This is a genomic window from uncultured Roseobacter sp. (assembly GCF_947496515.1).
In the GTDB taxonomy this organism is placed as follows: domain Bacteria; phylum Pseudomonadota; class Alphaproteobacteria; order Rhodobacterales; family Rhodobacteraceae; genus Roseobacter.
In genome coordinates this window covers 104,652-128,975 of sequence record NZ_CANMDB010000007.1, presented here as the reverse complement: position 1 = coordinate 128,975, position 24,324 = coordinate 104,652, and the positions used below count along the sequence as shown (strand labels likewise).

Annotated in this window: 20 protein-coding genes; 11 read left to right on the top strand and 9 right to left on the bottom strand. The window is 63.6% G+C overall.

Annotated features, from left to right (window positions below; translation table 11 throughout):
* Nucleotides 1-2: 2 nt before the first annotated feature.
* Nucleotides 3-638: an arylesterase gene (locus Q1A53_RS13850; protein ID WP_299967790.1), complete on the bottom strand. Its 636-nt coding sequence runs from the start codon at nt 636-638 to the stop codon at nt 3-5.
* A gap of 49 nt (nt 639-687) precedes the next feature.
* Between Q1A53_RS13850 and Q1A53_RS13845 the strand changes: the two genes are divergently transcribed.
* From Q1A53_RS13845 to Q1A53_RS13835, 3 genes are all read left to right on the top strand, one after another.
* On the top strand, nt 688-1,377 hold the full coding sequence (locus tag Q1A53_RS13845; protein ID WP_299967788.1) for an ABC transporter ATP-binding protein: 690 nt from the start codon (nt 688-690) through the stop codon (nt 1,375-1,377).
* Nucleotides 1,374-3,902: an FtsX-like permease family protein gene (locus Q1A53_RS13840; protein ID WP_299967785.1), complete on the top strand. Its 2,529-nt coding sequence runs from the start codon at nt 1,374-1,376 to the stop codon at nt 3,900-3,902. Before Q1A53_RS13845 ends, Q1A53_RS13840 begins: the two co-directional genes overlap by 4 nt.
* Nucleotides 3,903-4,015: 113 nt before the next feature.
* Nucleotides 4,016-4,573 (top strand): gamma-glutamylcyclotransferase, encoded by a 558-nt coding sequence (locus tag Q1A53_RS13835; protein ID WP_299967783.1) that lies wholly within the window; start codon nt 4,016-4,018, stop codon nt 4,571-4,573.
* Nucleotides 4,574-4,688: 115 nt separating this feature from the next.
* Here Q1A53_RS13835 and gltX read toward each other — a convergent pair whose 3' ends face one another.
* Both gltX and Q1A53_RS13825 read right to left on the bottom strand, forming a co-directional pair.
* Nucleotides 4,689-6,014 (bottom strand): glutamate--tRNA ligase, encoded by a 1,326-nt coding sequence (gene gltX, locus Q1A53_RS13830; RefSeq protein WP_299967780.1) that lies wholly within the window; start codon nt 6,012-6,014, stop codon nt 4,689-4,691.
* Between the two features lie 58 nt (nt 6,015-6,072).
* Nucleotides 6,073-6,483 (bottom strand): DUF1801 domain-containing protein, encoded by a 411-nt coding sequence (locus tag Q1A53_RS13825; RefSeq protein WP_299967778.1) that lies wholly within the window; start codon nt 6,481-6,483, stop codon nt 6,073-6,075.
* A 101-nt stretch (nt 6,484-6,584) separates the two neighbouring features.
* Here Q1A53_RS13825 and Q1A53_RS13820 point away from each other — a divergent pair, with 101 nt between their 5' ends.
* A complete protein-coding gene (locus Q1A53_RS13820; RefSeq protein WP_299967776.1) occupies nt 6,585-7,514 on the top strand; it encodes an MBL fold metallo-hydrolase in 930 nt (309 codons plus the stop codon).
* Between the two features lie 22 nt (nt 7,515-7,536).
* On the opposite strand, the gene Q1A53_RS13815 is transcribed toward Q1A53_RS13820, so the two are convergent.
* Nucleotides 7,537-8,346, bottom strand: a complete 810-nt coding sequence (locus tag Q1A53_RS13815; RefSeq protein ID WP_299967774.1) for a prolyl oligopeptidase family serine peptidase — start codon at nt 8,344-8,346, stop codon at nt 7,537-7,539.
* Between the two features lie 458 nt (nt 8,347-8,804).
* On the opposite strand from Q1A53_RS13815, the gene Q1A53_RS13810 reads away from it, so the two are divergent.
* The 6 genes from Q1A53_RS13810 to Q1A53_RS13785 all read left to right on the top strand — a co-directional run bounded on the left by Q1A53_RS13810 (nt 8,805) and on the right by Q1A53_RS13785 (nt 16,077).
* On the top strand, nt 8,805-9,365 hold the full coding sequence (locus Q1A53_RS13810) for a MarR family transcriptional regulator (protein WP_299967771.1): 561 nt from the start codon (nt 8,805-8,807) through the stop codon (nt 9,363-9,365).
* Between the two features lie 261 nt (nt 9,366-9,626).
* Nucleotides 9,627-10,028: a thiol-disulfide oxidoreductase DCC family protein gene (locus Q1A53_RS13805; protein WP_299967768.1), complete on the top strand. Its 402-nt coding sequence runs from the start codon at nt 9,627-9,629 to the stop codon at nt 10,026-10,028.
* Nucleotides 10,025-11,713: an SDR family oxidoreductase gene (locus Q1A53_RS13800; RefSeq protein ID WP_299967765.1), complete on the top strand. Its 1,689-nt coding sequence runs from the start codon at nt 10,025-10,027 to the stop codon at nt 11,711-11,713. The genes Q1A53_RS13805 and Q1A53_RS13800 overlap by 4 nt, the downstream gene beginning before the upstream one ends.
* A gap of 235 nt (nt 11,714-11,948) precedes the next feature.
* Nucleotides 11,949-14,363 (top strand): methyl-accepting chemotaxis protein, encoded by a 2,415-nt coding sequence (locus Q1A53_RS13795; protein ID WP_299967762.1) that lies wholly within the window; start codon nt 11,949-11,951, stop codon nt 14,361-14,363.
* 14 nt (nt 14,364-14,377) lie between these two features.
* Nucleotides 14,378-14,851 (top strand): chemotaxis protein CheW, encoded by a 474-nt coding sequence (locus Q1A53_RS13790; RefSeq protein ID WP_299967759.1) that lies wholly within the window; start codon nt 14,378-14,380, stop codon nt 14,849-14,851.
* 845 nt (nt 14,852-15,696) lie between these two features.
* Nucleotides 15,697-16,077 (top strand): hypothetical protein, encoded by a 381-nt coding sequence (locus tag Q1A53_RS13785; RefSeq protein WP_299967756.1) that lies wholly within the window; start codon nt 15,697-15,699, stop codon nt 16,075-16,077.
* 35 nt (nt 16,078-16,112) lie between these two features.
* On the opposite strand, the gene Q1A53_RS13780 is transcribed toward Q1A53_RS13785, so the two are convergent.
* From Q1A53_RS13780 to Q1A53_RS13765, 4 genes are all read right to left on the bottom strand, one after another.
* Nucleotides 16,113-17,405, bottom strand: a complete 1,293-nt coding sequence (locus tag Q1A53_RS13780; RefSeq protein WP_299967753.1) for a PQQ-dependent sugar dehydrogenase — start codon at nt 17,403-17,405, stop codon at nt 16,113-16,115.
* 165 nt (nt 17,406-17,570) lie between these two features.
* A complete protein-coding gene (locus Q1A53_RS13775; RefSeq protein ID WP_299967750.1) occupies nt 17,571-17,945 on the bottom strand; it encodes a c-type cytochrome in 375 nt (124 codons plus the stop codon).
* Nucleotides 17,946-18,063: 118 nt separating this feature from the next.
* Nucleotides 18,064-18,624: an AAA family ATPase gene (locus tag Q1A53_RS13770; protein WP_299967747.1), complete on the bottom strand. Its 561-nt coding sequence runs from the start codon at nt 18,622-18,624 to the stop codon at nt 18,064-18,066.
* A 142-nt stretch (nt 18,625-18,766) separates the two neighbouring features.
* Complete coding sequence (locus tag Q1A53_RS13765; protein ID WP_299967744.1) at nt 18,767-19,348, bottom strand: glutathione S-transferase family protein; 582 nt, start codon at nt 19,346-19,348, stop codon at nt 18,767-18,769.
* 174 nt (nt 19,349-19,522) lie between these two features.
* On the opposite strand from Q1A53_RS13765, the gene Q1A53_RS13760 reads away from it, so the two are divergent.
* Nucleotides 19,523-21,679, top strand: coding sequence for an esterase-like activity of phytase family protein (locus tag Q1A53_RS13760; RefSeq protein WP_299967741.1), 2,157 nt, complete (start codon nt 19,523-19,525; stop codon nt 21,677-21,679).
* Between the two features lie 110 nt (nt 21,680-21,789).
* Here the strand turns inward: Q1A53_RS13760 and Q1A53_RS13755 are convergent, their stop codons facing one another.
* Nucleotides 21,790-24,225, bottom strand: coding sequence for an FAD-dependent oxidoreductase (locus Q1A53_RS13755; protein WP_299967739.1), 2,436 nt, complete (start codon nt 24,223-24,225; stop codon nt 21,790-21,792).
* Nucleotides 24,226-24,324 lie beyond the last annotated feature (99 nt).

Below are 24,324 nucleotides of genomic sequence, written 5' to 3'. Positions count from 1 at the left end.
GCTTACTCCTCCACGCGCTCGATCAGGTCGAGCACATGGGGTCCGAGGCCCTGCACGATGCGCGCTACCCCGTCGGCATTGGGATGGATGCCATCGGGCTGCATGAACGGCTGGACTGACCCAGGATCCACCGTTGCACCGCCAAGCCCCTCGAAAAAGCTCTCGGCGTAAAGGGCATCGTAATCTGCGGCCAACTCAGGATAAATCGCATCAAAGGACTGCTTGTAGGCGGGGCCGTAGTTGCCCGGCGCCTGCATGCCCACCAACAGCACCTCAACATCCGCTGCCGCCGCCGCGCTCAGGATGCCGTCGAGATTGGCGCGGCTCACGGCAGGATCGATCCCGCGCAGAAGATCATTGCCCCCCAGCGTCACGATCACCGCATCCACGTCCGGTGTCAGCGTCCAGGCCACGCGCGACAGCCCACCGGCGGTGGTATCCCCCGACACGCCCGCGTTGATCAGCCGGACGTCCGCGCCGTGCTCGGTCAACCAGCTTTGCAATTGCGGCACAAATCCTGCCTCCGCCGGCAGCCCGTAGCCTTGGGTCAGGCTGTCGCCCAAGGCCGCGATCACGACATCTTGTGCTGCAAGCCCCGCAGGCCAGAGCAAGGCAAGCACCATCACGCATGTCTTCATCTTGATCCAGCCTCCTTGCGGCCCAGTTATAGCGCTGAAAGGGATGCGCATGACCGATCCGATTTTCTCTCTTGAAGATGCCACGCTTTCGCTGGATGGCAATGCCGGGCGCGTCGATATTCTGCACGGGATTTCGCTGCAGGTTCACAAGGGCGAGAGCCTGGCGCTGGTGGGGCCATCGGGTTCGGGCAAGTCCTCGCTGCTGATGCTCATGGGCGGGCTGGAGCGGGCGTCATCCGGCACCATCACTGCCCTTGGCCAGGATCTCACCGGGATGTCGGAGGATCAGCTCGCCCGCTTTCGTCGCGATCATATGGGCGTGGTCTTTCAGTCGTTTCATCTCATCCCCACCATGACCGCGCTGGAGAATGTCGCCACACCGCTGGAGCTTGCGGGCGCGCCGGACGCCTTTGCCCGCGCGCAGGCCGAATTGGCCGACGTGGGTCTTGCACACCGCGCGGGCCACTATCCCGCACAGATGTCAGGCGGCGAGCAGCAGCGCGTGGCGCTGGCCCGCGCCTCGGCACCACGGCCCGACATCCTGCTGGCGGACGAGCCGACGGGCAATCTGGACGGTGCCAACGGCAACGCCATTATCGACCTGCTCTTTGGCCTGCGCGACCGGCACGGGGCGACGCTGGTCCTGGTGACCCACAGCGCCGATCTCGCCGCGCGCTGTGACCGGGTGATCGAGCTTGGCGACGGGCGCATCGCTCCGCTGAAACGGGCCGCGGAATGAGCCTCGCGCTCGCCACCCGCCTGGCCCGGCGCGAATTGCGCGGCGGTCTGCGCGGTTTTCGCATCTTTCTCGCCTGCCTCGCCTTGGGCGTCGCGGCGATCGCTGCTGTCGGCTCCGTGCGCAGCGGGATCGAGGCCGGGCTGGCCCGCGAAGGGGCTGCGCTGCTCGGCGGTGATGCGGAAATGGATTTCACCTACCGCTATGCCAATGAGGCCGAACGCGCCTGGATGGAGGCCACCGCCACCGCCGTCTCGGAGATCGTGGATTTCCGTTCCATGGCAGTTGTAGGCGAAGGGGACGCCGCGCGCCGTGCACTGACCCAGATAAAAGCCGTGGACGACGCCTATCCCCTGATCGGCACTGTCGTGCTGGAGCCCAACATCACCCTCGACGCCGCCCTCACCCCGCAGGACGGCATCCCGGGCGCAGTGATGGAGCGGGTGCTGATCGACCGGCTCGGCTTGACCCTTGGGGATCGCTTTCGCCTTGGTACGCAGGTGTTTTATCTCTCCGCCGTGCTCGTCCGCGAACCCGACAGCGCGGCGGGCGGCTTCGCGCTCGGTCCGCGTACCATCGTCACCACCCCGAGCCTGGCTGAATCGCAACTGCTCGCCCCCGGCACGCTCTTTTCCACGAAATACCGGCTCGCGCTGCCGCCTGAGACGGATCTGGCCAGCCTCGCGGTAGAGGCCCGCAGCCGGTTTGAGCCCACGGGCATGCGCTGGACCGACGCGCGCAACGGTGCGCCCGGCGTGTCGGAGTTCGTGGACCGTTTGGGGGCTTTTTTGGTCCTCGTCGGTCTGTCAGGCTTGGCGGTCGGCGGCGTCGGCGTCTCCTCGGCGGTGCGCGCGTATCTCGCGGGTAAAACCGGTGTCATCGCCACGCTGCGAACACTGGGGGCCACGCGGCGGCTGATCTTTCAAACCTATTTCTTACAGATCGGCGCGTTGTCGCTGCTCGGCATCGCGATCGGGCTGCTGCTGGGGGCGCTTGTGCCCGTCGCCTTCGCCCCGCTGATCGAGGCGCGGCTGCCCATCCCTGCTGCCATTGCGATCTACCCGGCACCGCTGGCGGAGGCTGCGATATATGGCCTGCTCACGGCCTTTCTCTTCACCCTCTGGCCGCTCGCCCGCGCCGAGGAGATCAAGCCCGCCACCCTCTTTCGTGATGCGCTCAGCAGTCACCGTCGCTTGCCCGCGCTGCCCTATCTGCTGACGACCGGCCTAGTACTCGCGGCACTGCTTAGCCTTGCGGGGCTGTTTTCCGGCACCTGGTGGCTGACGCTCTGGACCGCTGGCGGTATCTGCGGCGCGCTCGTGCTTCTGAGCGCCGCCGCGCTGGCGATCCGGGCACTGTCCCGCCGCATGGCCGCGCGCAGCTACGGGCGCGCACCGCTCCGCTGGGCGCTCGCCGCCATCTCCGGCCCGCGAGAAGGCGCAGGTTCTGTCGTGCTGTCACTTGGCCTGGGCCTGTCGGTCCTTGCGGCCGTCGGCCAGATTGACGGCAACCTGCGCGGTGCGATCACCGGAAACCTGCCCGAAGTGGCACCCTCCTATTTCTTTGTCGATATCCAGCAAGACCAGATGGCAGGATTTACGACCCGCCTGACAGAAGATCCAGCCGTGCGCGACGTACAATCCGCCCCGATGCTGCGCGGCATCATCACGCGCATCAACGACCGGCCCGCGCGCGAGGTCGCGGGCGATCATTGGGTGCTGCAGGGCGACCGTGGCGTGACCTACTCCGCCGCGATGCCCGACAATACCCGACTGATCGCGGGCGACTGGTGGGCCGAGGATTATACCGGCCCGCCGCTCATCAGCTTTGCCGCCGAAGAAGCTGCCGAGATGGGCCTTGCCATCGGTGACACCATGACGATCAACATCCTGGGCCGCGACATCACCGGCACGCTGGCGAGCTTTCGCGAGGTTGATTTCTCCACCGCGGGCATCGGCTTCATCCTGTCGATGAACCCCGCAGCCCTGGCCGGGGCGCCGCACAGCTTCATCTCGACCGTCTACGCCGAACCGCAGGCCGAAGCGCAGATCCTGCGCGATCTGGCCGACAGCTACCCCAATATCACCGCGATCCGCGTGCGCGACGCCATCGACCGCGTGGCCGATGTGCTGAGCGGGCTGGCAGCGGCCACCTCATACGGGGCTGCCGCGACGCTGCTGACAGGCTTTCTGGTGCTGATCGGGGCCGCCGCAGCGGGCACCGGCGCGCGCGTCTTCGAGGCCGCGGTGTTGAAAACCCTCGGTGCCAGCCGCCGCAGCATCCTGATCAGCTTCGCCCTGCGCGCAGGATTGCTCGGGCTCGCCGCCGGTCTGGTGGCTCTCGCCGCCGGGATCGCGGGCGGCTGGGCCGTAAGCCACTTCATCATGGACATCAGCTACCGGGTGATCTGGCCGTCGGCGCTGGCCATCATCGTGGGCGGGGTGCTGGCCACACTTGCCGCCGGGCTGGCCTTTGCCTGGGCGCCGCTCAACGCGCGACCGGCCCAGGTGTTGCGCGCCCGGGAGTGACCATTGCGGCAGCGCCTCGGCGCGCCCTCGCCCGCGGTCCGAAGCACTAAGCACCCTTGCGACCCGGGGATCACGATGGTTGACTGCGCCGATCATCCCACCGAAAGCCCTGCATGACAGACCCCTACTTCTTTGGCTACGGCAGCCTCGTAAACACCCGCTCCCACGACTACCCCGATCCGCGCCCTGCCCTGCTCAGCGGCTGGCGGCGCGCCTGGGTGGCGACACCGCACGCGGGTCAGGCGCTGCTGACCGGCGTGCCCGCGCCGGGCCACCGGATCGACGGGCTGATCGCAAAGGTACCAGGCGGCGACTGGGCAGCGCTCGACGCGCGCGAGGCCGGCTACGCGCGCCACAGCGCCGAACACGAGACCCAGCATGATCTGCCGCACCGCCCGCGGATCGCGGTCTATGCTGTCCCCGGGGCGGCGCACCAACCGCGCCAGGATCACGTGATCCTGCTCAGCTATCTCGATGTTGTGGTGCAAGGGTTTGAGACCGTCTTCGGCTCAGCCGGTGTCGCCCGTTTTTTCGAGACGACAGACAATTGGGACACACCCGTCCTCAACGATCGTGCGGCGCCCCGGTATCCCCGCGCACAATCGTTGACCGCTGCCCAGACCGAACTGGTCGATGATCACCTCGCGCAGGTCGGAGCCCGTATCACCTAGACCCTCTGGCCGCACAGGGTGGCCGCCCGCCGCCACCCGGCCCAAAGGCCGGGCAGCGCCCGACCCTCCTCGATGGAGGGGAGGGCGCTTTCACCCCCCTCCGACGCACGGCGGGTCACCCCCGCGCGCGCACCACTTGCAAAAGCGGCATCAGGGCTGCCATATCCGGCCCCTGCGCCTGCCCGGTCAGCGCCTTGCGCAGCGGCATGAACAGCCCCCGCCCCTTGCGCCCCGTGGCCTGTTTGACGTCGGCGGTCCAGGCTCCCCAGGTGCTGTCATCGAACGGCCCCTCAGGCAGCAGCGCCATGGCCTCCGCCACGAAATCCGCATCGTCAGGGTCGATCTGGGGCTCCGCCCCCTCGGACATCAGCCGCCACCACCCCGCCAGATCGCCCAGCGTGGTGATATTCTCCCGCGTGACCGACCAGAAAGCCGCGGCCTGAGCGTCTGGCACACCTGCGTCGGCGATGCTGTCCGCAACCGCCTGCAGCGGCAATCCGGCCAGATAGCGCGCCGTCAGCGGAAACAGATCCTCCGCATCGAACTTCGTGGGCGCACTGCCGAAGCGCTCCAGATCGAACCCCTCGATCAACGCGCCCATGTCGGTCCGCAACTCCACCGGATCGCTGGAGCCCAGCCGCGCCATGAGGCTCAGCAGCGCCATGGGGACAACGCCCTGCGCACGCAGATCCTTGAGCGACAACGTCCCCAACCGCTTGCTCAAGGCCTCGCCCTGCGGCCCCGTCAACAGCGAATGATGCGCAAAGGCAGGCACCGTGCCGCCCAACGCCTCGATGATCTGGATCTGTGTCGCGGTATTGGTCACGTGATCCGACCCGCGCACCACATGGGTGATGCCCATCTCCGTGTCATCGACCACCGATGCCAGCGTATAGAGGACCTGACCATCGCCGCGGATCAACACCGGATCGGACACGCTGGCCGCATCAATGGAGATCTCGCCAAGGATCCCGTCGCTCCAGTCAATCCGCTGCTGGTCCAGCTTGAACCGCCATACCCCGGCACCCCGCTCGGCCCGCAGACTGTCCCGCTCGGCCTCGCTTAGCGCTAGCGCGGCCCGGTCATAGACCGGCGGCCTGCCCATGTTGAGCTGTTTCTTGCGCTTGAGATCCAGCTCTGTCGGTGTCTCGAAGGCCTCGTAGAACCGCCCCATCTCGCGCAACCGGTCCGCAGCCGCGTGGTAGCGGTCCAGCCGCTCGGACTGCCGCTCGACCCGGTCCCAGTGCAGGCCCAGCCACTCCAGATCCCGCTTGATCCCGTCCACGTATTCTTCCTTGGAGCGCTCGGGATCTGTGTCATCAATCCGCAGGATGAACTGCCCGCCTGCCTTGCGCGCGATCAGGTAGTTCATCAGCGCCGTGCGCAGGTTGCCGATATGGATATGCCCGGTGGGCGAAGGCGCGAAACGGGTGGTTGTCATGGGTGTCTCCTGTTGGGCGGGGGCATGTCACAGGGCCGGGTCTTTGTCCAGCAATCGCTCAGCAAGGATGGACCGGCCACTGCGCCGCCAGATCGCTCAACCCCGCGCGGATAAGCCGTCGCAACACGTCCAGATCGACATCTTCCAGCTTGTTGATGTAGACGCAGGATTTGCCCGTCTTGTGCTTGCCAAGATCCTTCAGAATAGCGGAGAAATCCGTATATCCCGGCAGGATGTAGACCGATAGCCGCGCCTTGCGCGGAGCAAAGCCGGTGGCGAGAAAGCTGCCCGAGCGACCTGACGCATACGTGTAATCGTACCGGCCGTACCCCAGCATCCCGCCGGACCAGAGCCGCGGCGCCCAGCCTGTCACCTCGCGAAACAGCGCATCGAGCGTCATGGCCTCCCGCTGTCGGCGCTCCGGGGTCACAGTCGCCAGAAAATCACAGGCCGCTCTTGCGCCCTCCATAGTGGCACCTCTCGAAAACATGATCCGCCTGCCGCGTTTTTTCGTGGGCGGCGCGCAACACAACCCTACCTTTGAGGATAGGTAACAGGAAAGGAATTCCCATGCTCTCCGACGTCAAACTCTCTCGCCGCACAGCGCTTGCCGGTGCTGCCGCCTTGCCGCTGGCGGCTGCCACGGCACACAGCACGCGCGCCGCGGCGCCCATTTCCGGGCCCGCCATGTCTCCCTTTCACCGGGTCAAGGTGGGCGGTTTTGACGTCACCACGCTGCTGGCAGGCACCCGCGCCGTGGAAGGGCCGCACAATATCTTTGGTCTGAACGTGGACGCAGACGCCTTCGCCGAAGCCTCCGCCGCGGCTAACATTCCCACGGATGTCTCGCAGTTCTTCTTCACCCCCACCGTGGTCAACACCGGATCGGAGCTGGTGCTGTTTGACACCGGGCTGTCGGCGCAGGGCACAGGTGCAGCGCTGGTGGCCGCGGGCTACCTGCCCGATCAGATCGACGTTGTGGTCATCACCCATATGCACGGCGATCACATCGGCGGCATGACCGATGAGGATGGCAACCTGGCCTATCCCAACGCCCGCTATGTCACGGGCCGGGTGGAGTTCGATGCCTGGGCCGCCCAGGACAACGAAAATTTCAAGGCCAAGATCGAACCTTTCGCCGAGCAGTTTTCATTCATTGAGGATGGCGGCGCGGTGGCTTCTGGTCTCACGGCCATGGCCGCCCATGGCCATACGCCGGGGCATACGGTCTACATGGTCGAGGATGATGGGACGCAGCTCGTTCTGGGTGCTGATTTCGCCAACCACTACGTCTGGTCCCTCGCTCATCCCGACTGGGAGGTGAAGTTCGACATGGACAAGCCCGCGGCGGCTGCGACCCGGCGGCGTCTGCTGGATATGCTGGCCGCCGACAAGATAGCCTTTGTCGGCTATCACATGCCCTGGCCCGGCATCGGTTATGTGGAAAAAGCCGGCGACGGTTTTGCCTACGTACCGCACAGCTATCAGCTGATGCTCTGAGCGTTTGGGGGCGGTCTGCCGATCAGAGCCGCCCCATCGCCTCGAACTGCTCCCAGCCAAAGCGCAGGAACTCCGTCCGGAAGGAGTGCCCGCCCTCAAAGAGACACAGGGCGAGGCGGTTGCCCTGGGCACCCGCTTCTTCCGTGCAGGAAAGTTCGCCGTGGCGTGTCTGTGCCTCGGGCTCGAATGCGCCGTACTCACGATAGAGCGCCATCGCCTCGCTGACCTTGCCCTGATGGGTTGGTCCGATGGGCCGCCCGTCCAGCGGCACCACCCCGTCGGTCGTTCCATGGATGTGAATGATGCTTGTGACCGGACCGGTGCAATTGTCCGGTGGCGTCAACCAGAAGGTGCCCGAGATGGGGATAAACCCCGCAAAACGGTCGCTCATGGAACAGGCCAGATTCCACACCATCATGCCGCCCGCGCTGAAACCAGTGGCCACGATACGGTCCGGGTCGATGGCAAACCGGCTTGTCGCGTCTTCTAGCACCGCGGCGAAGTAGTCGAACTCCACTGATCCATCCGTGTCGGGGTGGCGGGGCGCATTGGGAATGATCCAGTCCTCGTCGCCTGATTTGGCCGCGATCAGCGCGATCCCCATGTCTGAGGCCATGCGCCTGAGCGAGCCGTTCCGCATCACCGCCGCCGCAGAGCCCCGGTAGCCGTGGGCAAAGACCAGCGCGGGTACGGGCGTGGCGCCGTCAAGACCTTCGGGCAGCGCGATGCGGTAGTGACGATCCCCGAGGACGCAATCGGTATCGGGTCCGCAGGCCAGGGCGGATCCCGCCGCGCAGATCATCAAAAAGAACAGCAGGAAAAAGGCGCGCACGAAGGGTCTCCCGTTAGGGCTGCAGAATGCGCCCGAAAAACGGCTCCGGTCCAGTCACAAAAAGATCAGCAGTCCGGCGTCGGTCCTTAGGAGGCCCCCGCTGAAAGGTACAGTGCCCAGCGTCGGCGACGGTGCGCCTGACGCAGGGCTTCAGCAGAGCGCTAGAGTCCCGGCGCACAGGAGCCACATAAAAACTGGGCAGGTCTCAGCGACCGCTGAAACGCCATTGCAGTATCGAATAGGCGTCGCGTGACCGTCTTGCCCTCATGCTGCCGGGGGTGGCCATCCTATACGACGCGGCCTCGGTAGCGTCCCAGCCCCATCCGGTACCTGCCACGGCATTTCCTTAAGCGCGACATCCCGGCAGATCAGCAGGTATTCTGAGGTGTCGAAAATGTCGCAGCCCGCAGGCTCCATTTCACCTTGATGTACTAACAGTCTTTTGAGATATTTCTGTCATGACAGAAATTACTGATATAAACGCATCCTCCGCGAAATCGCAATTCGTCCTCTACTGGGGCGACATGGGCGGGCAATGGGGCGTGAACCGATCTGTCGCCCAGATCCAGGCGCTGTTGTTTCTCAGCGCGCAGCCGCTCAACGCGGAACAGATCTCCGAGCAGCTCGGCATAGCCCGATCCAACGTCTCGACCTCCCTCAAGGAACTGGTCAGTTGGAAGCTGATCCGCCGCGTGCCAAAGCCCGGCGACCGTCGCGAGTATTTTGAAGCCGAAAGCGATGTGTGGGAAATCGCCATGCGCGTCGCCAAAGGCCGCAAGGAGCGTGAGATTGACCCCGCAATGCAGGTCTTGCACGATTGTATCACCGCAGCCGAGGGTGAAAACGATCTCGACCCCGTCGCTCTCAAGCGCATGAAAGAAATGCAGGACTTCCTGCAAACCGTCGATACCTGGTACGGGCAGATGCTGTCTGTGCCCAAAAGCAAGCTGCATACGCTGATGAAAATGGGCACCAAGGTGATCTCCCTGCTGTCGGTAACGGGTAAGAAGTCGGAATAGAGCGCCGGATCGCCCCACGTTGCAGTCAGCTCAAAGGCGCCGTCATCATGCCCGCCCGTCCCGTCCCCTCTCCCCGCGTCAGCGCGTTCAACGGGCTGAATCACCGAAACACACTGCGCTCGCACCCCCCTGACGCGAGGCTGCGTGGCGCAGACACCGAGGGCTGGGGGCAGCCAAAGTGCTGCCCACACTGCCCGCAGACCATCTGAGACGTCTGCACACGGCAGACCACCGCATCCGCAGATACAGAGGATATCCACCATGACATCGGATCCCATCTGGCTCTTTGACGGCCAGTGTGTGCTATGCAGTAGCGGCGTCCGCTACACCCTGCGGCACGAGAAGACATCACAGATACGGTTTGTCGCGATCCAGTCAAACGAGGGGCGGACGCTGGCGGACCGCCACGGGATCGATCCCGACGATCCGGCCACGTTCCTCTTCATCGAAAACGGGCGCGCGCTGGAGAAATCCGATGCCGTGATCGCCATCGCTCGGCACCTCAACGGCCCTGCCCGGTTCGGCAGGCTGTTGCGTTTCATTCCCAGACCGCTGCGCGATGCGGCCTATACCGTGATCGCGCGCAATCGCTACCGGATCTTTGGCAAAACGGAGACCTGTATGGTCCCGCACCCGGATCAGCGCGACCGGTTTGTCCTGTGAGACGCCACACCATCATGATCATCGGTGGCACCGGTGTTTTCGGAAAACGCCTGGTGCGCCACCTGTCGGCCCGGCGGGATGTGGCGCTTGTCGTCTCCTCCCGCGATCCGGCCAAGGCGGAGCTCCTTGTTCAGGGTTTGCAGGACAGCGCGGCACCACTGCATCCGATTGCGCTGGACTGCGCCGTCAATCTGGACGAGCGGCTCGACGAGTTGAAGCCCCACGTCGTCGTTGACTGCTCGGGCCCGTTCCAGCGTGCCACCTATGACACGGCCCGTGCCGTTTTGCGCAAGGGGGCGCATTTTGTCGATCTGGCGGATGCGCGCGACTATCTTGCAGGCTTTGCACAGGCGCTCGACACGCTCGCCCGCACCCACGGCGTCGCAGCACTCACAGGCGCAAGTTCGACGCCAGCCCTGTCGACGGGCGTGGCACGGCAGCTGACCCGGGGCTGGGCGCGCGTCGATACCATCGATATCAGCATCACCCCCGGCGGCAAAAGCGAGGTCGGCCGATCGGTGATCGACGCTGTCATGAGCTATGCAGGCAAGGACATCCCCGTCTGGCGATCCGGGCGGTTGGCCCGCACCACCGGTTGGCGCGGCGGCCACGTCATCGACATCCCCACCTTGGGACGCCGCCGCGTTGCCGCGGTCGAGACCTTCGATGCAGAGCATCTGGGCTCGCTCCTCACCGTTCAGTCGCGCGTGGCCTTTTTCGCGGGTCTTGAGTTCCGGATCGAACAATACGGGATCGAGGCGATTGCCGCGTTGCGCAAGCGGGGTCTGATCAACAACGTTCGCCCTCTGGTTCCATGGTTGCTCAAGGCGCGACGCATCACGCGCATTCTCGCGTCTGATGTGGGCGGCATGCGCGTCGAGATCAGCGGTCTTGATGCGCAGCGCGTTCCGTGCCGGGCAAGATGGTCCCTGATCGCCAGGCGTGATCATGGACCTTTCGTTCCGATCTTGCCTGCCGCGGCGGCGGTGGACGCCCTGATCGCCGGTCGCGTACCGGCAGGCGCGCAGCTCGCCCATCACGCCGTCAGCCTGCGCGATATTCTGGATCAAGCGCGCGGCTATCCGGTCACGACAGCCACATCACAAACGCAGATCGAAGCAGGCGCATTCGAGCGCGCGCTCGGCGCCACCGTGTTCAAAGCGCTCCCCAAAGAGGTGAGCCGTTTCCATGACCCCTCGGGCCCACCCGTCTGGGAAGGACGGGCCGATGTCACCGGCGGTCGCTGGATCGTACCACGGGTCCTGGCGAGGGTATTTGGCTTTCCCAAAGCAGGCAGGCAGGTCCCGGTCACCGTCACAATTGACCGCGACACATCGACGGACGGTGTGCCTGTCGAACGCTGGACCCGGTGCTTTGCCGGCAGACAGATGACCTCCTTGCTTCGGGCCGAAACCACGGGGCTTCTGAGCGAACGCTTCGGGCCACTCACCTTCGACATCCCGGTCCGGCCACGCCCGGGTGGTCTCGAAATGCCGGTAAGCGGCTGGCGCATCGGGCGATGGAAGCTGCCAAGGCTGCTCGCACCCCAAGCCGCCGCCCGGGAGAGCACGGACGATCAGGGTCGTTTCCACTTCGATGTCCACCTGCGGGCGCCGATGATCGGAACCATCGTCCGGTATCGAGGGTGGCTCGTGCCGCTCCAGCGCTCGCCGCATCCTGCCTGAACCCTGCGCCATGAGTCGTGCGCGAAGCCACCTGCGGGCCGCAAGCACCGCCGCCGAACACGCATCCGGCGGCCACCACGCACCGGGATCACGGCACGTAAGATACTGGTCTACCGGCAGCGTGGTGAGAAATGACGCAATTCGTCACCGTGGAGATTCACCTTCCATAAAGACTCCAATCGTAAGACGGACCGGAACAATGCACCCGGGCTTGATTGGTTAAGCGAGAACATCCATGACGTCAGACGCACCTGTCTCCGCTCAGATTTTTTCGATCAGCAAAAGGCTTATCTTGGGTCTGTTGATCCTGTCGGCCTTTGCGATCGGCACCACGGTGTTGATCAGATCAACCTTCGTGGAATATCGCGGCACCGCTCTCATCACTCTGACCGGCGGTGCAATCCTGGAGGACTTGCTCGAAGCACGTCTGGCAGTCGTTCAGTGGGAGTTGTCGCAGGACGACGCCTACGCTGAGGAATTTCGCGGCAATATCGAGGAGCTTGTCGCGGCCGAAGCCGACGTCATGGCCGATATGGATCAGCCGGCATATGTGACCGAGGCCTTTGAGAACCTCAAAGCGGACCTCGCTGAATACGACGCACAGTTTTACACGATGCTCGCTGCCAGAGCGGACTACGACGCACTGCAAGAAGAGGTCATGGAAGCCGGATTGACAGCGCAGGCGTCGCTCACTGAAATCATGACGATGGCGCACGAAGACGGCGACACCACAGCTGTCTTTTACGCCGGGCGCGTTCAGCAGGCCGCTATGTCGGGTCGATACTATCTGGGAAGGTACCAGCGCACCGAAAACCCCGCTGATCTTGAGCAATCCGTGGCAGAGATGCGCCGGGCCTCGTCGGAGGTAAAGACCCTGCGGATCGGCGTCGACGATCCTCTGATGATCGAACTTGTAGATGGGACCTTCGGAAACATCATGAGGTTCGTCAATCGCGCGGATGCCCTGTCAGAAGCAGTGCAGATACAGGTAAATGCCCGCGGCGTCATGGACACTCTCGGCCAAGGCATTGCGTCGGATGTAGAGACAGTCATTGATCTGGCGGCCGATCGTCAAAACATGCTGGGCCCACGAGGTTATGCCATTTCCTTCTGGGCAGTTGTGGCAATCTGTGGCGCTGCCCTTCTGATTGTCGCTCTTGGCTGGCGCGTGTCAAAAAAGCTGTCCACGCGGATCTCCGGTGACATCGAAGACGCTGTCGCCACAATGTCGCATATTGCCGAAGGTGATCTCGACATTGCGGTGCAGAACTCCGATCTCGACAATGAAATCGGGCGGATGGCAAAGGCGCTGGAGGTCTTCAAGGCCAATGGCAAGGCATCCATCGAGGCGTCAGAGCGCGAAAAAGCAGCCGAAGCAGAGCGGCGACGCGCCGCCGAAGCACAAAAGCAGCGTCAGGCGGAGCAGGAAGCAGCCGCCCAGGAGCAAGCCGAAGCTGCACGTAAAAAGATGATCGCGGACCTCAGCTCGTCTCTGGGCAATGTCGTCAGCGCGGCCTCTGACGGCGATTTCTCCCGCCGGGTCGATGCTGATTTCAATGACGATGAGCTCGCCGCCCTTGCCGGAAATGTGAACACATTGGTAGAGAGCGTCGAGCATGGTCTTTCGGCGACGGGAGAGACGTTGTCTCGGGTTGCCGGCGGCGACTTTACCCAGCAGATGCAGGGTGAATTCAAGGGCGCTTTCAAAGATCTTCAAAGCAGCACAAACCACATGATCGACGCGTTGAGCACGCTCATCGGCGACATCGGCGGGAGCGTGGTGAACCTGTCTTCCTCCTCGGACGAGCTGCGCGACACCTCGGACGCCTTGTCCAAACAGGCGGAGCAAAACGCCGCCTCCCTTGAGGAGACATCGGCAGCTCTGGAAGAGCTGACCGCGAGCATCAAGCAGGTCAGCGGAAACATGGAAACCGCGAACAGGAGTGCCGGCGTCGCACGCGAAACGGCTGAGACCAGCAGCGTGGTTGCAGCGGATGCCGCAGAGGCCATCAACCGGATTTCGCAAGCGTCTCAGGATATTGCGAAAGTTGTCACGGTCATCAATGACATCTCTTTCCAGATCAATCTCCTGGCTCTCAATGCCGGCGTTGAGGCAGCGCGTGCGGGTGAAGCGGGCCGCGGTTTCTCCGTTGTCGCGTCCGAAGTACGCCAGCTTGCCCAACGTGCCGGAGAGGCCGCAAAGGAAATTGATGATGTGATCGCCAGCAGCGACCGCGCGGTCGTGGAAGGCGTCGAAAAGGTCAATAACGCACGGACATCACTGGACAAGATTTCACAGAGCGTCGTCGGTGTCTCCGAAGGGATCGATCAGATCACATCCGCGATCGCGGAACAGGTGAACGGCATCGCCGAGATCAACAGCGCCGTTGCTCAGATCGACAGCAATACCCAAAAGCAGGCGGCGTCTTTTGAAGAGGTGACGGCCACAAGCGCTTTGCTGTCAAACGAGGCTGACGGGCTGAAACAATCCACCGCAATGTTCAAAACCGCAAGCAATGTCGTTTCGCTGGCAAAGGAACGCAATGCGGGCACCCAAAAGGCCGAAACCGCGCCCGGCCCGAGTGGGTCACCCGCCGCCGCCGCCGCGCACAACCTTGCCATAGATCACGACAGCTGGGATGACTTTTGAGGAGTAAAACGACCATGGACACTGACAAAACAATCAACGCTGGCGTCGAACATCTCGCATTCGATCTGGGCGGGCAGAGCTATGCCATCGACATCAGCACCGTTCGCGAAATACGCGGGTGGACGGAACCTTCCGGCATGCCCAACACCGAACCGCATGTGATGGGCGTCATAAACCTGCGCGGCGACGTGCTGCCGCTTCTGGACCTGGCGTCAAAGCTTGGTCTCAAGACACCCGAAATCAACGAGCGCAGCGTGATCATCGTTGTACAGGCAAAGGAGGTGACCGTCGGTCTTTTGGTTGATTCCGTCTCCGACATCATCACACCCGCCGATGAAGACATGCAGCAACCGCCGGAGGCAGCGACGAAAAGCGGCGATTGCTACGTTTCTGCCCTCACTTTGATTGAGGACGACGTTATTCGCATTCTTGACCTCAATGCTCTGCTGCACTCCGCCGAACAGCCCCCGCTGGCAGAAGCCAGCTGATCACGCCCGAACGTCACTGACACAGCAGGAAGGATCGCCGCGGCCCTGATATCAGGGCCGTGTTCTCCGAACCATCCGCGCGCGAGAGGGGTTGCGACAAGAAGCGCTCGGAGAGGTCGGTCAGAACCTTTCCACCTCCCCCGGCGCTGGCCTCTCGATCGTCCGCCCCTGATCTCTGGAAGATGGCGATGGACTCAGCCACGCCACGGGCATCGCCACGCCCGGCACACACTTCCCAACCGAAGGTCGGCCACCACGGTGTGTTATGTTTCGGCGCTAAGCGTCCTCTAAATCCGGCGCTGCACTCACGTAGCGTCGGGTCCCGCAAAACAGGCTGGGTGATTCACCTCCGCCAAGGATCTCGAAGGTGGGAGCGGAAGCGATCGAGTGATCCCGGGCGCTCTCTCCGGATAGGGACCCGTTGCATCTTACGCAGAATCCGGCCTCTCCAAGCTGAGCGACTGTCTTGTTGCGCCTACTTTAAACGCTGGATCAGCCGCGGGACGACCGGACCAATTGACAGGGGGTCCGGGAAACCCGACATCGCAGCGCTGAGCCAACGGATGTAGCGCCAAAGGCAAGATCTGTCCTACTCTGAGCACCCGGCGCGTCCGCGAGATCGGCCCACCCTATGCTTCAAGCCAAAAGAGTTCCTGCAGAAGAACGCTTGTTCAAAGGCAACGATCCATAACCTGCCTTTCGACCACACGCAGGTCCGACAAAAGACGCGCCGCCCTCCGAACATGAACCGATCGCCGCCACAGTACGCTCCGGCGCGCCAAATCCTGACCTTGCGGCAGACTGTATCGGTGGCGATACTGCAGGCCAAACCGGGGAGTATGGCGATGCGACTGGCACAACCACTTTTGCTGATAGCCCTGCTGCCAGGCACGCTGGCCGCGGACACGGCCGCGGCACAGGATCGCGCCAGATCAGGCAGCTTCGATGCAACCGCCGAGGTCCGCTGCGCTCAGGAGGTCGGCCAATCGCTGGACGCCTGCGGCGCTGAAGTCGCGCGCGCGGGCCAATCCGCGGCGGTCGTGGTAACTTTTGCAAATGGCTTCGCTCGGACCCTGACGTTCTCCGATCACGCGTTCCTGCGTGGCAATGCGACCATGTCCGGTGTGGGCACCGATGTAGACTGGCGGCTGTCCGAGGGCATCTATTACGTCAGGGTGGATGACCAGCGCTTTGAGATCCCCCAGGCGCTGGTCGCCGCAGATTAGGCCGCGCGACAGGCATCGCGCGGCCCGGTAACCCGTCAGCCGCCGGGCGTCAGCTTGTAGATCGTGCCCTCGTCAATCGACGTATACAGGCTGCCATCAGGACCCATCACAACCGAGCGGAAGCGTCCGGTGTCCATCGGAAGCGTCATCTCGGTCACGTCTTCCACATCCGTATTGTCGTCGTTGAACTGGATCACGTCGATCCGCTGACCGATGGGCGTTCCGCCAAAGCCGATGCCCATGATCCCGACGACCATCGCACCATTCCAGTCACCCCAGGCGTCACCGTCCAGAAAGGCGGCGGATGAGGTGCCCTGCGACCAGCCGTTGTTGTTCCAGATCGGCGGCATCGCATCGGGATAGGTGTCGAAATCCGTCATTGGCATGAAGGCCGCCCGTTCGTAGCGGTTCATGCCCCCTTCCTGATTGGGGCTGTAGCCGCAGTAGTTATCCGGACAGTCCCCCCGCCCCGCCATATTCGGCCTTGGATCCCAGCCCGCATTGCCTCCGTTTTGCAGGATCGTGATCTCATCGGAATGCCAGGGGCCGTGCTCTGCCGTGATCGCAGCGCCCGTTTCAGGGTGGAACGCGATCCCCTGAATGTTCCGGTGGCCGTAGGTGTAGGTCCGCGGGTCGAACCCGTCGGGCGGGCTGTTGTCCGCTATGGCAGTGCCGTCCGTATCGATGCGCAGGACCTTCGATCCCATCATCGTGGGGCTTTGCGGCACCTCGCCGTTGTGGGTGTCGCCGGTGGTCAGAAAGAGATGCCCGTTGGCATCAAACCGTACGCGCCCGCCGTTGTGGGCACCGGGACCGCCAAAGGGATGGTCCGATGCGGCCATCTTGTAGGGCACATCATCGACAATATCGGTCCGGTCGGAAACCGAAGTGAAATCCTCGCTCAGCGTGAACCGCATCAGCCGGTTGGTATGGGGATCCGACATATTGGACGTCGAATAGACGTAGATGCGGCGGTTCTCCCCGAAATCGGGATCAAACGCGACACCCATCATGCCCGCCTGACCTTCGCAGAAGAGATCCGCGCCGTTCGACGCATAGCCTTCGGTCTCTCCGACACCATAGAGCGCGTTCACACTCCCGTCCGGCATGCGCACGGACAGGCCGAGGCATTTTTCGGTGAACAGCATGGTGCCGTCTTCCAGAAACGCCATATCCCAGGGGTTGTCCAAACCGTCGAGCACAATTTCATGTTGCAGGCTGGTGGTGTTCAGTCCGTTCTGTGCAAAGGCCGGTACGGACAAAAAAGCCGTCCCCGCAAGCAGCGCCGCGCTGAGTGACAGCGCAGAAAAAGACGTGGCATGAAGCATGATTTCCTCCCAAAAAGTCGCTTCGAAAGTCGGCGGCACAGGCCTTGCGGCGCGTCGTTTCAGTCCCCCGACCGGAGGTTGACCATAGTTCCCGGTTCATCGACCGGTCAACGAATTTCTCGTTTGACTAGAAATCCTTGGCAACGCTGCCCTTGACGCCACCGGTCAATCGAAGGCCGTCGCCACGTATACGGAGATGTTGGCAATGTCCTCGTCAGAGAGCTTTTTGGCGTGGCTGATCATCAGGATGGAATTCGGGCCGATCTTCTCTCCGGAGCGGTAGATTTCGAGCTTTTCGGCAATGTACTCCGGCGTCTTGTCGGCAAGCTCGGGATAGCTCGCGGCCCCTTGTGCCTTGTTGCCGTGGCACGCCCGGCATGACTTGCGAAAGATGCGCTCCGCCGCCTCCAAATCCACCGTTTCCGCCGGTGCGGAAGCGTCCGTATCAGCGGCCGCTGTGGTGTCTGTCGCGTGGCTTCCTGCCCATGATGCCCCCCCGAACACAAGCATCACCGCGGCTAGAACGTGGGTTTTCAGCATCGACACAGACTCCATGGCTAATTTGGCTCCCAGCTTTCTAAACGGTCTGCGGGACAAATCCAATGGCACTCCCCGCGCGGGCTCAAACGCGCTACTCCCCGGCGAGAGCGCTCCCCTATCAGCGACCCGCATGGCGCGCCTCCCCAATACCCAACCCGCTCAAGACGAAATCGACCCGGTCGGCCACGGACGTCTTCGGCAGGACAGATGCCACGTACCCCAGCTCGGAAAATGCGGCCACCAGACGCGCGTACTCCGCTTTTGCGTCCTCCAGACTGCCCCTCCGCTCGGCATCCGTCACAAAGATCTCAGGCCAGGGCGGCGCCAGAAAAACCCGCCTGTCGTAGTGGCGGCTGCCCGCAAGCAGCGACAGATACGCCCTCCCTCCGGCATGCTCACAGGCCACCGCCGCATCGACCATCCCCCTGTCAAAGAAAACAACACCCTTGGTGCTTTCGGCTGCGTCAAGATCGGACCGCGCCACGTGCAGCGCGCGGAGCGAAAAAGCGTGCGGATTGATCCAGGGCAATGCAGCGCCATCCGCCCGCAACTCTTCGGCAACAATGCGGCGGCCGGGCTCGGGAACAGTCGCATAGCCCCGCCGCGCGAGAGCCGTCAGCAACGTCGATTTGCCACCACCCGAGCACCCGGAAATCAGGATCTTCCTCGTCTCGATCATCGCGGCAGTGGAGCCGGAAGCGCCCCGATTTTGCAACCTGCGCCGGCTCACCGTACCCCGCCGGTCTTCACCCTGTCACCCCACCACCGGGCACCCAGCGCAACCGACCCCTCCACCCCTTCTACGAAAGGGACCGCTCTCGTTACGCGTGTGCTTTCAGGGCGGGCCTCTCAGCACAACGCGCGATCCAGGACCGGATCACCGGATCCTCCGGTACCGCTTCGGGAAGCCAGTGGAACGGGCTCGACAGCAGCAGATCAACCGCCGAATAGGCGTCCCCCAGCAGATAGGGCTGACCGCTCAGCGCCTCCGACAGCCCGTCAAACATGGCCTTCGTATCGCCAAAGGTCGCGCGCGCGGCAGGATGCGTGATCTGCGCCCAACTGTGGACCAGAACGGGCTCCATCACCCCCTGATAGTAGAACAGCCAGCTGAGAAACGCACCACGCTGCCGGTGCCCAACGGGCCGACCCAACCCGGCCTCGGGGAACATATCGGTCAGATAGGCGATGATCGCCCCGCGTTCGCGCAGATGATCATCCCCGTGGATCAGGTAGGGCACCTTTTTCTCCGGGTGGGGGTTGCGCGGATCCGGCCCCCCGCTGCCGTCCTGTCGCGAAATGCTGACCTCAACGACGTCGATCTGCTCGGCGATGCCCATCTCCTCGATCAGAACGAGGATGGACGTCGAACGGGACTTTGGCGCGTGATAAAGCGTCAGCATGCGGGGGGGCCTTCGCGATTGGTTCCATCCCCGCTTGTCGGCCATTGCTCTGTCAGTTTCCGGCAGCAGGGACCCTGCGATCCCGTACTGTTTTACAAAACTATCGCGCAATTGTCGCCTGACTGTTGCAATCGGGGTGTTTGGCGGCGGGGTCAACACAGGGGAAAAGCTCACATGATCCGCAATCTCGTTGCCACGGCATCTGCCCTGGCGCTCTCGGCTGGGATGGCCAGCTCGGATGCGTTCAACCGTATCTCAAGTTTTCCGACCTTTCTGAACAACGGGGATGCCAGTGCGGAAAGCTCCGCTGAAATCATCAGCGTCAGCGCTGACGGCATGACCCTGGTCTATTCCGACAGCCCGCTGGAGGGTATCGGCCTGATCGACATCACCGATCCGGCAAACCCCAAACCCAAAGGCAACATCGCCGTCGGGGGCGAGCCCACGGCCGTCTCGATCATCGGCAACACGGCCTTTGTCGGCGTGAACACCTCGCAAAGCTTCACCGCCCCCTCCGGCATGGTGAAGGCGTTTGACCTCACCAACATGGAAGAAACCGCGGCCTGCGATCTCGGCGGCCAACCGGATTCCACCGCCACCGCCCCAGACGGCACATTCATCGCAATCGCGATCGAGAACGAGCGCGACGAAGACCTCGGCGACGGGCGCGTGGGCCAGATGCCCGGCGGCTTTCTGGTGACCGTGGATGTGGCGGACGGCACGCTCGATTGCGGGACCCTCGCCGTGATCGACGTCAGCGGGCTGGCGGCGGTCGCCCCCGACGATCCCGAACCGGAGTTCGTCGACATCAACGCCGAGGGCGAGATCGTCGTGACCCTTCAGGAAAACAACCACATCGTGGTGGCCACCAAGGACGGCGTGATCCACGACTTCTCCGCAGGATCCGTAGATCTTGACGGGATCGACGCCACCGACGAACGCGGCGCGCTGGTCTTCACCGAAAGCCAGCCGGGCCGTCTGCGCGAACCCGACGCCGTCCAGTGGATCGACGACACGCATTTCGCCATCGCCAACGAAGGTGACATGGATGGCGGCTCCCGCGGCTGGTCGATCTTCAGCCAGGACGGGGAGTTGGTCTACGAGAGCGGCACCGCCTTTGAGCACGCGATCATCGAGGCCGGGCACTATCCGGACAAGCGCTCCGACAGCAAGGGGGTCGAACCCGAGGGCATGGAATTCGGCGTCTTTGACGGCACGCCCATGGCCTTTATTCTGGCCGAGCGGTCTTCGATTGTCGGTGTCTACGATCTGACTGACCCGGCAGCCCCCGTGCTCACGCAGCTTTTGCCCAGCGGCATCGGGCCCGAGGGCGCCGTGGCCATCCCATCGCGGAACCTCTTTGTCACCGCAAACGAAACCGACCTGATCGAGGACGGCGGGGCGCGCAGCCACGTGATGATCTACGCGCTGCAGGACGCCGCCCCCGCCTACCCGCAGCTGACCTCCGCCGGTGCGGAGAGGCTGATCGGCTGGGGTGCGCTCTCGGGCATGGTCGCGGATGAGGATGGCATCATCTGGGCCGTGAACGACAGCTTTTACGGGTTTCAGCCGACGATCTTCAAGATCGACACCAGGACCACCCCCGCAACCATCGTGGACAGCATCCCCGTGACGCGCCGGAACGGCGATGCGGCCCAGCAGCTGGATATGGAGGGCATCACGCTCGACGGCGAGGGCGGGTTCTTCATCGCCTCCGAAGGCCGCACCGAAAGGCTCATTCCCCACGCCATCTACCATGTGGACGGCTCGGGAGAGATCCGGTTCCGCGCGGGCGAGATCGGTCTGCCGCCCGAACTGATGGCGGTCGAGCGTCGCTTCGGCTTTGAGGGCATCACCCGGATCGGCAACGTGCTGTGGATGGCCGTCCAGCGCGAGTGGCAGGATGATCCCGCAGACCACGTCAAGCTGGTGGCCTATAACTTCGAGACCGAAGAATGGGGCGCCGTCCACTATCCCAAGGCCGCGCCCGCGACCGGCTGGGTGGGTCTGTCCGAGATCGTGGCGCATGGGGATCATGTCTACGTCATCGAACGCGACAACCAGATCGGCGGCGCCGCGGTCACCAAAAAGATCTACCGCATCCCCGCTGCCGAGATGGTTCCGGCCCCCCTGGGTGGCGCGCTGCCCGTGGTCAGCAAGGAAGAGGTCCGCGATCTGATCCCCGATCTGCTCTCCCTGAACGGCTATGTGGTCGACAAGATCGAAGGTCTGGCGATCTTCGAGGATGGCACCGCCTGGATCAGCACCGACAACGACGGTGTAGATGACAGCTCGGGCGAGACATACTTCTGGTCACCCGGCAGATTTTGACCCGCAACTGGCGCCGGGGAGGACCACCGGCGCCACGTTCCGTTACAACGGTCAAAGGTTCGCAGCACCGAACCATGTGGCCCCGCCATCGCGCAGTCTGTCTACCCGCTCTAGCTGCGCATCCGCTCAAACGCCGGATCATAGGGGGACGGCGCAATGACCTCCGCGGGGCAAAGCGTGCCGCAGATGTCGATGTGCAGCGCACAGCCGGGCTCGCTCACCTCGGGCGCAACAAAGGCATAGGCGAGGTTCGCACGGACGCGGTGGCCATAGGCACCGGACGTGACCGTGCCAACCACCCTGCCCTCCTGCATCAGCGACGCGCCGGGATGCGCCGGTGCGTGGGGCGCGTCCACCTTCAGCGTCACCAGCAGCTTCTGCGAGCCCTTGGCCCGCCGGGCGCGCAAGGCCTCCCTGCCGATGAAATCCCCCTTGTCCATCTTCACAAACCGCGACAGCCCCGTCTCGAAGGGATCAAACTCCGTGATCAGATCCGCCTTCCAGTGCAGAAAGCCCTTTTCCATCCGCATGGACTCGACGGCCCGCGCCCCGAAAAGACCGAGCCCATGTGCCGCACCCGCCTCCCGCAGCGCCAGATAGGCCGCATAGAGCGATGCGTTGGGCACGTGGATCTCGTAGGCCAGCTCTCCGGAAAAGCTGACGCCCATGACGATGGCCGGGGCAAAGCCGATAAAGCACGCGCGCACCGACAACCACGGGAAGGCCGCCGCGGACCAGTCCCCCCGCGCACAGGCCGACAGAACCGCCCGCGCCTTGGGTCCGGCCAGCACGAGGATCGTGTGATCGTTGGTCAGGCTGCGCAGCTGCACATCCTCCTCCGGTCGCACATGCGCGCTCAGCCAATCCATGTCGTGGCTCTCGGAGGCTGCGGCAGACCCGTACCAGACCCGCGCCGGACCACGGTCCGAGGCAGGCAGGTTGGCGATTGTCGCCTCGCATTTGATGCAGCCCTGATGGTTCAGAAGATAGCCGAGGCCCACACGGCCCTCGCGCCGTGTGACCGTCCCGCAGATCATCCGGTCCAGAAAGGCGTGGCGGTCCGCGCCGGTGATCTCGATCCGGTTGAATCCGTTGACCTCCGCCAGACCCACACGCTCGGCCACCATGCGCACTTCGCCCGCGACCACATCGAAGGTCTCATCAAACTCGAAACTCAGGCGGGGGTGAAAATCGGGCGCCGGTTTGATGTAATCCACCCGCTCCCAGCCATTGACGGTGGTAAACTCTGCCCCCGCGGCCGCCAGCACCGGGGTCAGCGGCGTCGTCTTGGCCGGGCGCCCAGCCGGGCGATGTTCATGCGGGAAATGAAAGCGAAACTCGTTCTGGTAATCCTCGATGGCCTTCAGCGCGGTCAGCTCCACATTGGCGTGTCCCGTGAACCGGCGCGGATCGATGCACCAGGTGTCATAGCACGCCTCGCCCTGCACGATCTGCTGGGCGAGCAACAAGCCGTGGCCGCCGCCTTCGCCCAGCCCTGCGCGCAACCCGATGATGCAATAGGCGTTGCGCTTGCCCGGTACAGGCCCCACCAACGGCGCACCGTCAATCGTGTAGGTGATCGGCCCGTTCACGACGCGCTTGATGCCCACGTCCATCAGGGCGGGCATGCGCGCGAACGCGCCTTCCAGCACATCCATCACCCGGTCCAGATCATCGGGGCACAGATCGTTGGAAAAACCCGGGCTGATCCCGTCCATGCCCCAGGTCCTGCAGTCCTGTTCGTAAAACCCGACCAGCAGCCCGCCCTTCTCCTGGCGCGCGTAATAGTCAGAGATCGGGCACCGCAGCAACGGCATCCGGTGCCCGGCCCGGGCAATCGCCGGAATATCCTCGGTGATGAAGTACTGATGCTCCATCGACGCCACGGGATGATGCACCCCCATCATCGCACCCACCTCGTTCACGCGGTAGCCACCGGCGTTGACGACCACATCGCAATCAATATCACCCTGTGCTGTGTGAACGGTCCAGGTGTCGTCACGCCGCTGGGTCAGCCCCGTCACCGGCGTATTGCGATAGACCTCCGCCCCCGCCTTGCGCGCATGAAACGCCAGTGCCTGACACAGCTGCGCGGGGTCTATGTCACCGTCCTCCCCGTCCCACAGCCCCCCGAGCAGGTTCTCGGTCGCGATCAGCGGGTGGCGCCGGGCGCATTCCGCCGCATCAATGACCTCGTAGTTCACACCCATGCACCGCGCCATGGAGGCGAAATGACGGTACCCCTGCATCTGCTCGGGCGTATTGGCCAGCCGGATGCCCCCATCCCCGTGGTGATAGCCCACGGGATAGTCGGGATCGTCGCGCAGCTTCTTGTAGAGCGCGATAGAATGCGACTTGAGGCCCACCATGGTCTGCGTCATGCCGAAATTCGTGACCTGCGCCGCGGAATGCCAGGTGGTGCCCGATGTCAGCTCATCCCGTTCGACCAGCACCACATCGCTCCAGCCCTCCTGCGTCAGGTGATAGAGGGTCGAGCAGCCCGCGATCCCGCCGCCGATCACGACGGCCCTGGCTCTGGATTTCATGTCATACCCCCTCGCTTGCGACAGGGCGCAGACTGGCAGATGGACTATTCTTTGGAAAACAGATTTATACGATATACAAAGCTCAAATACCCGAGGAAT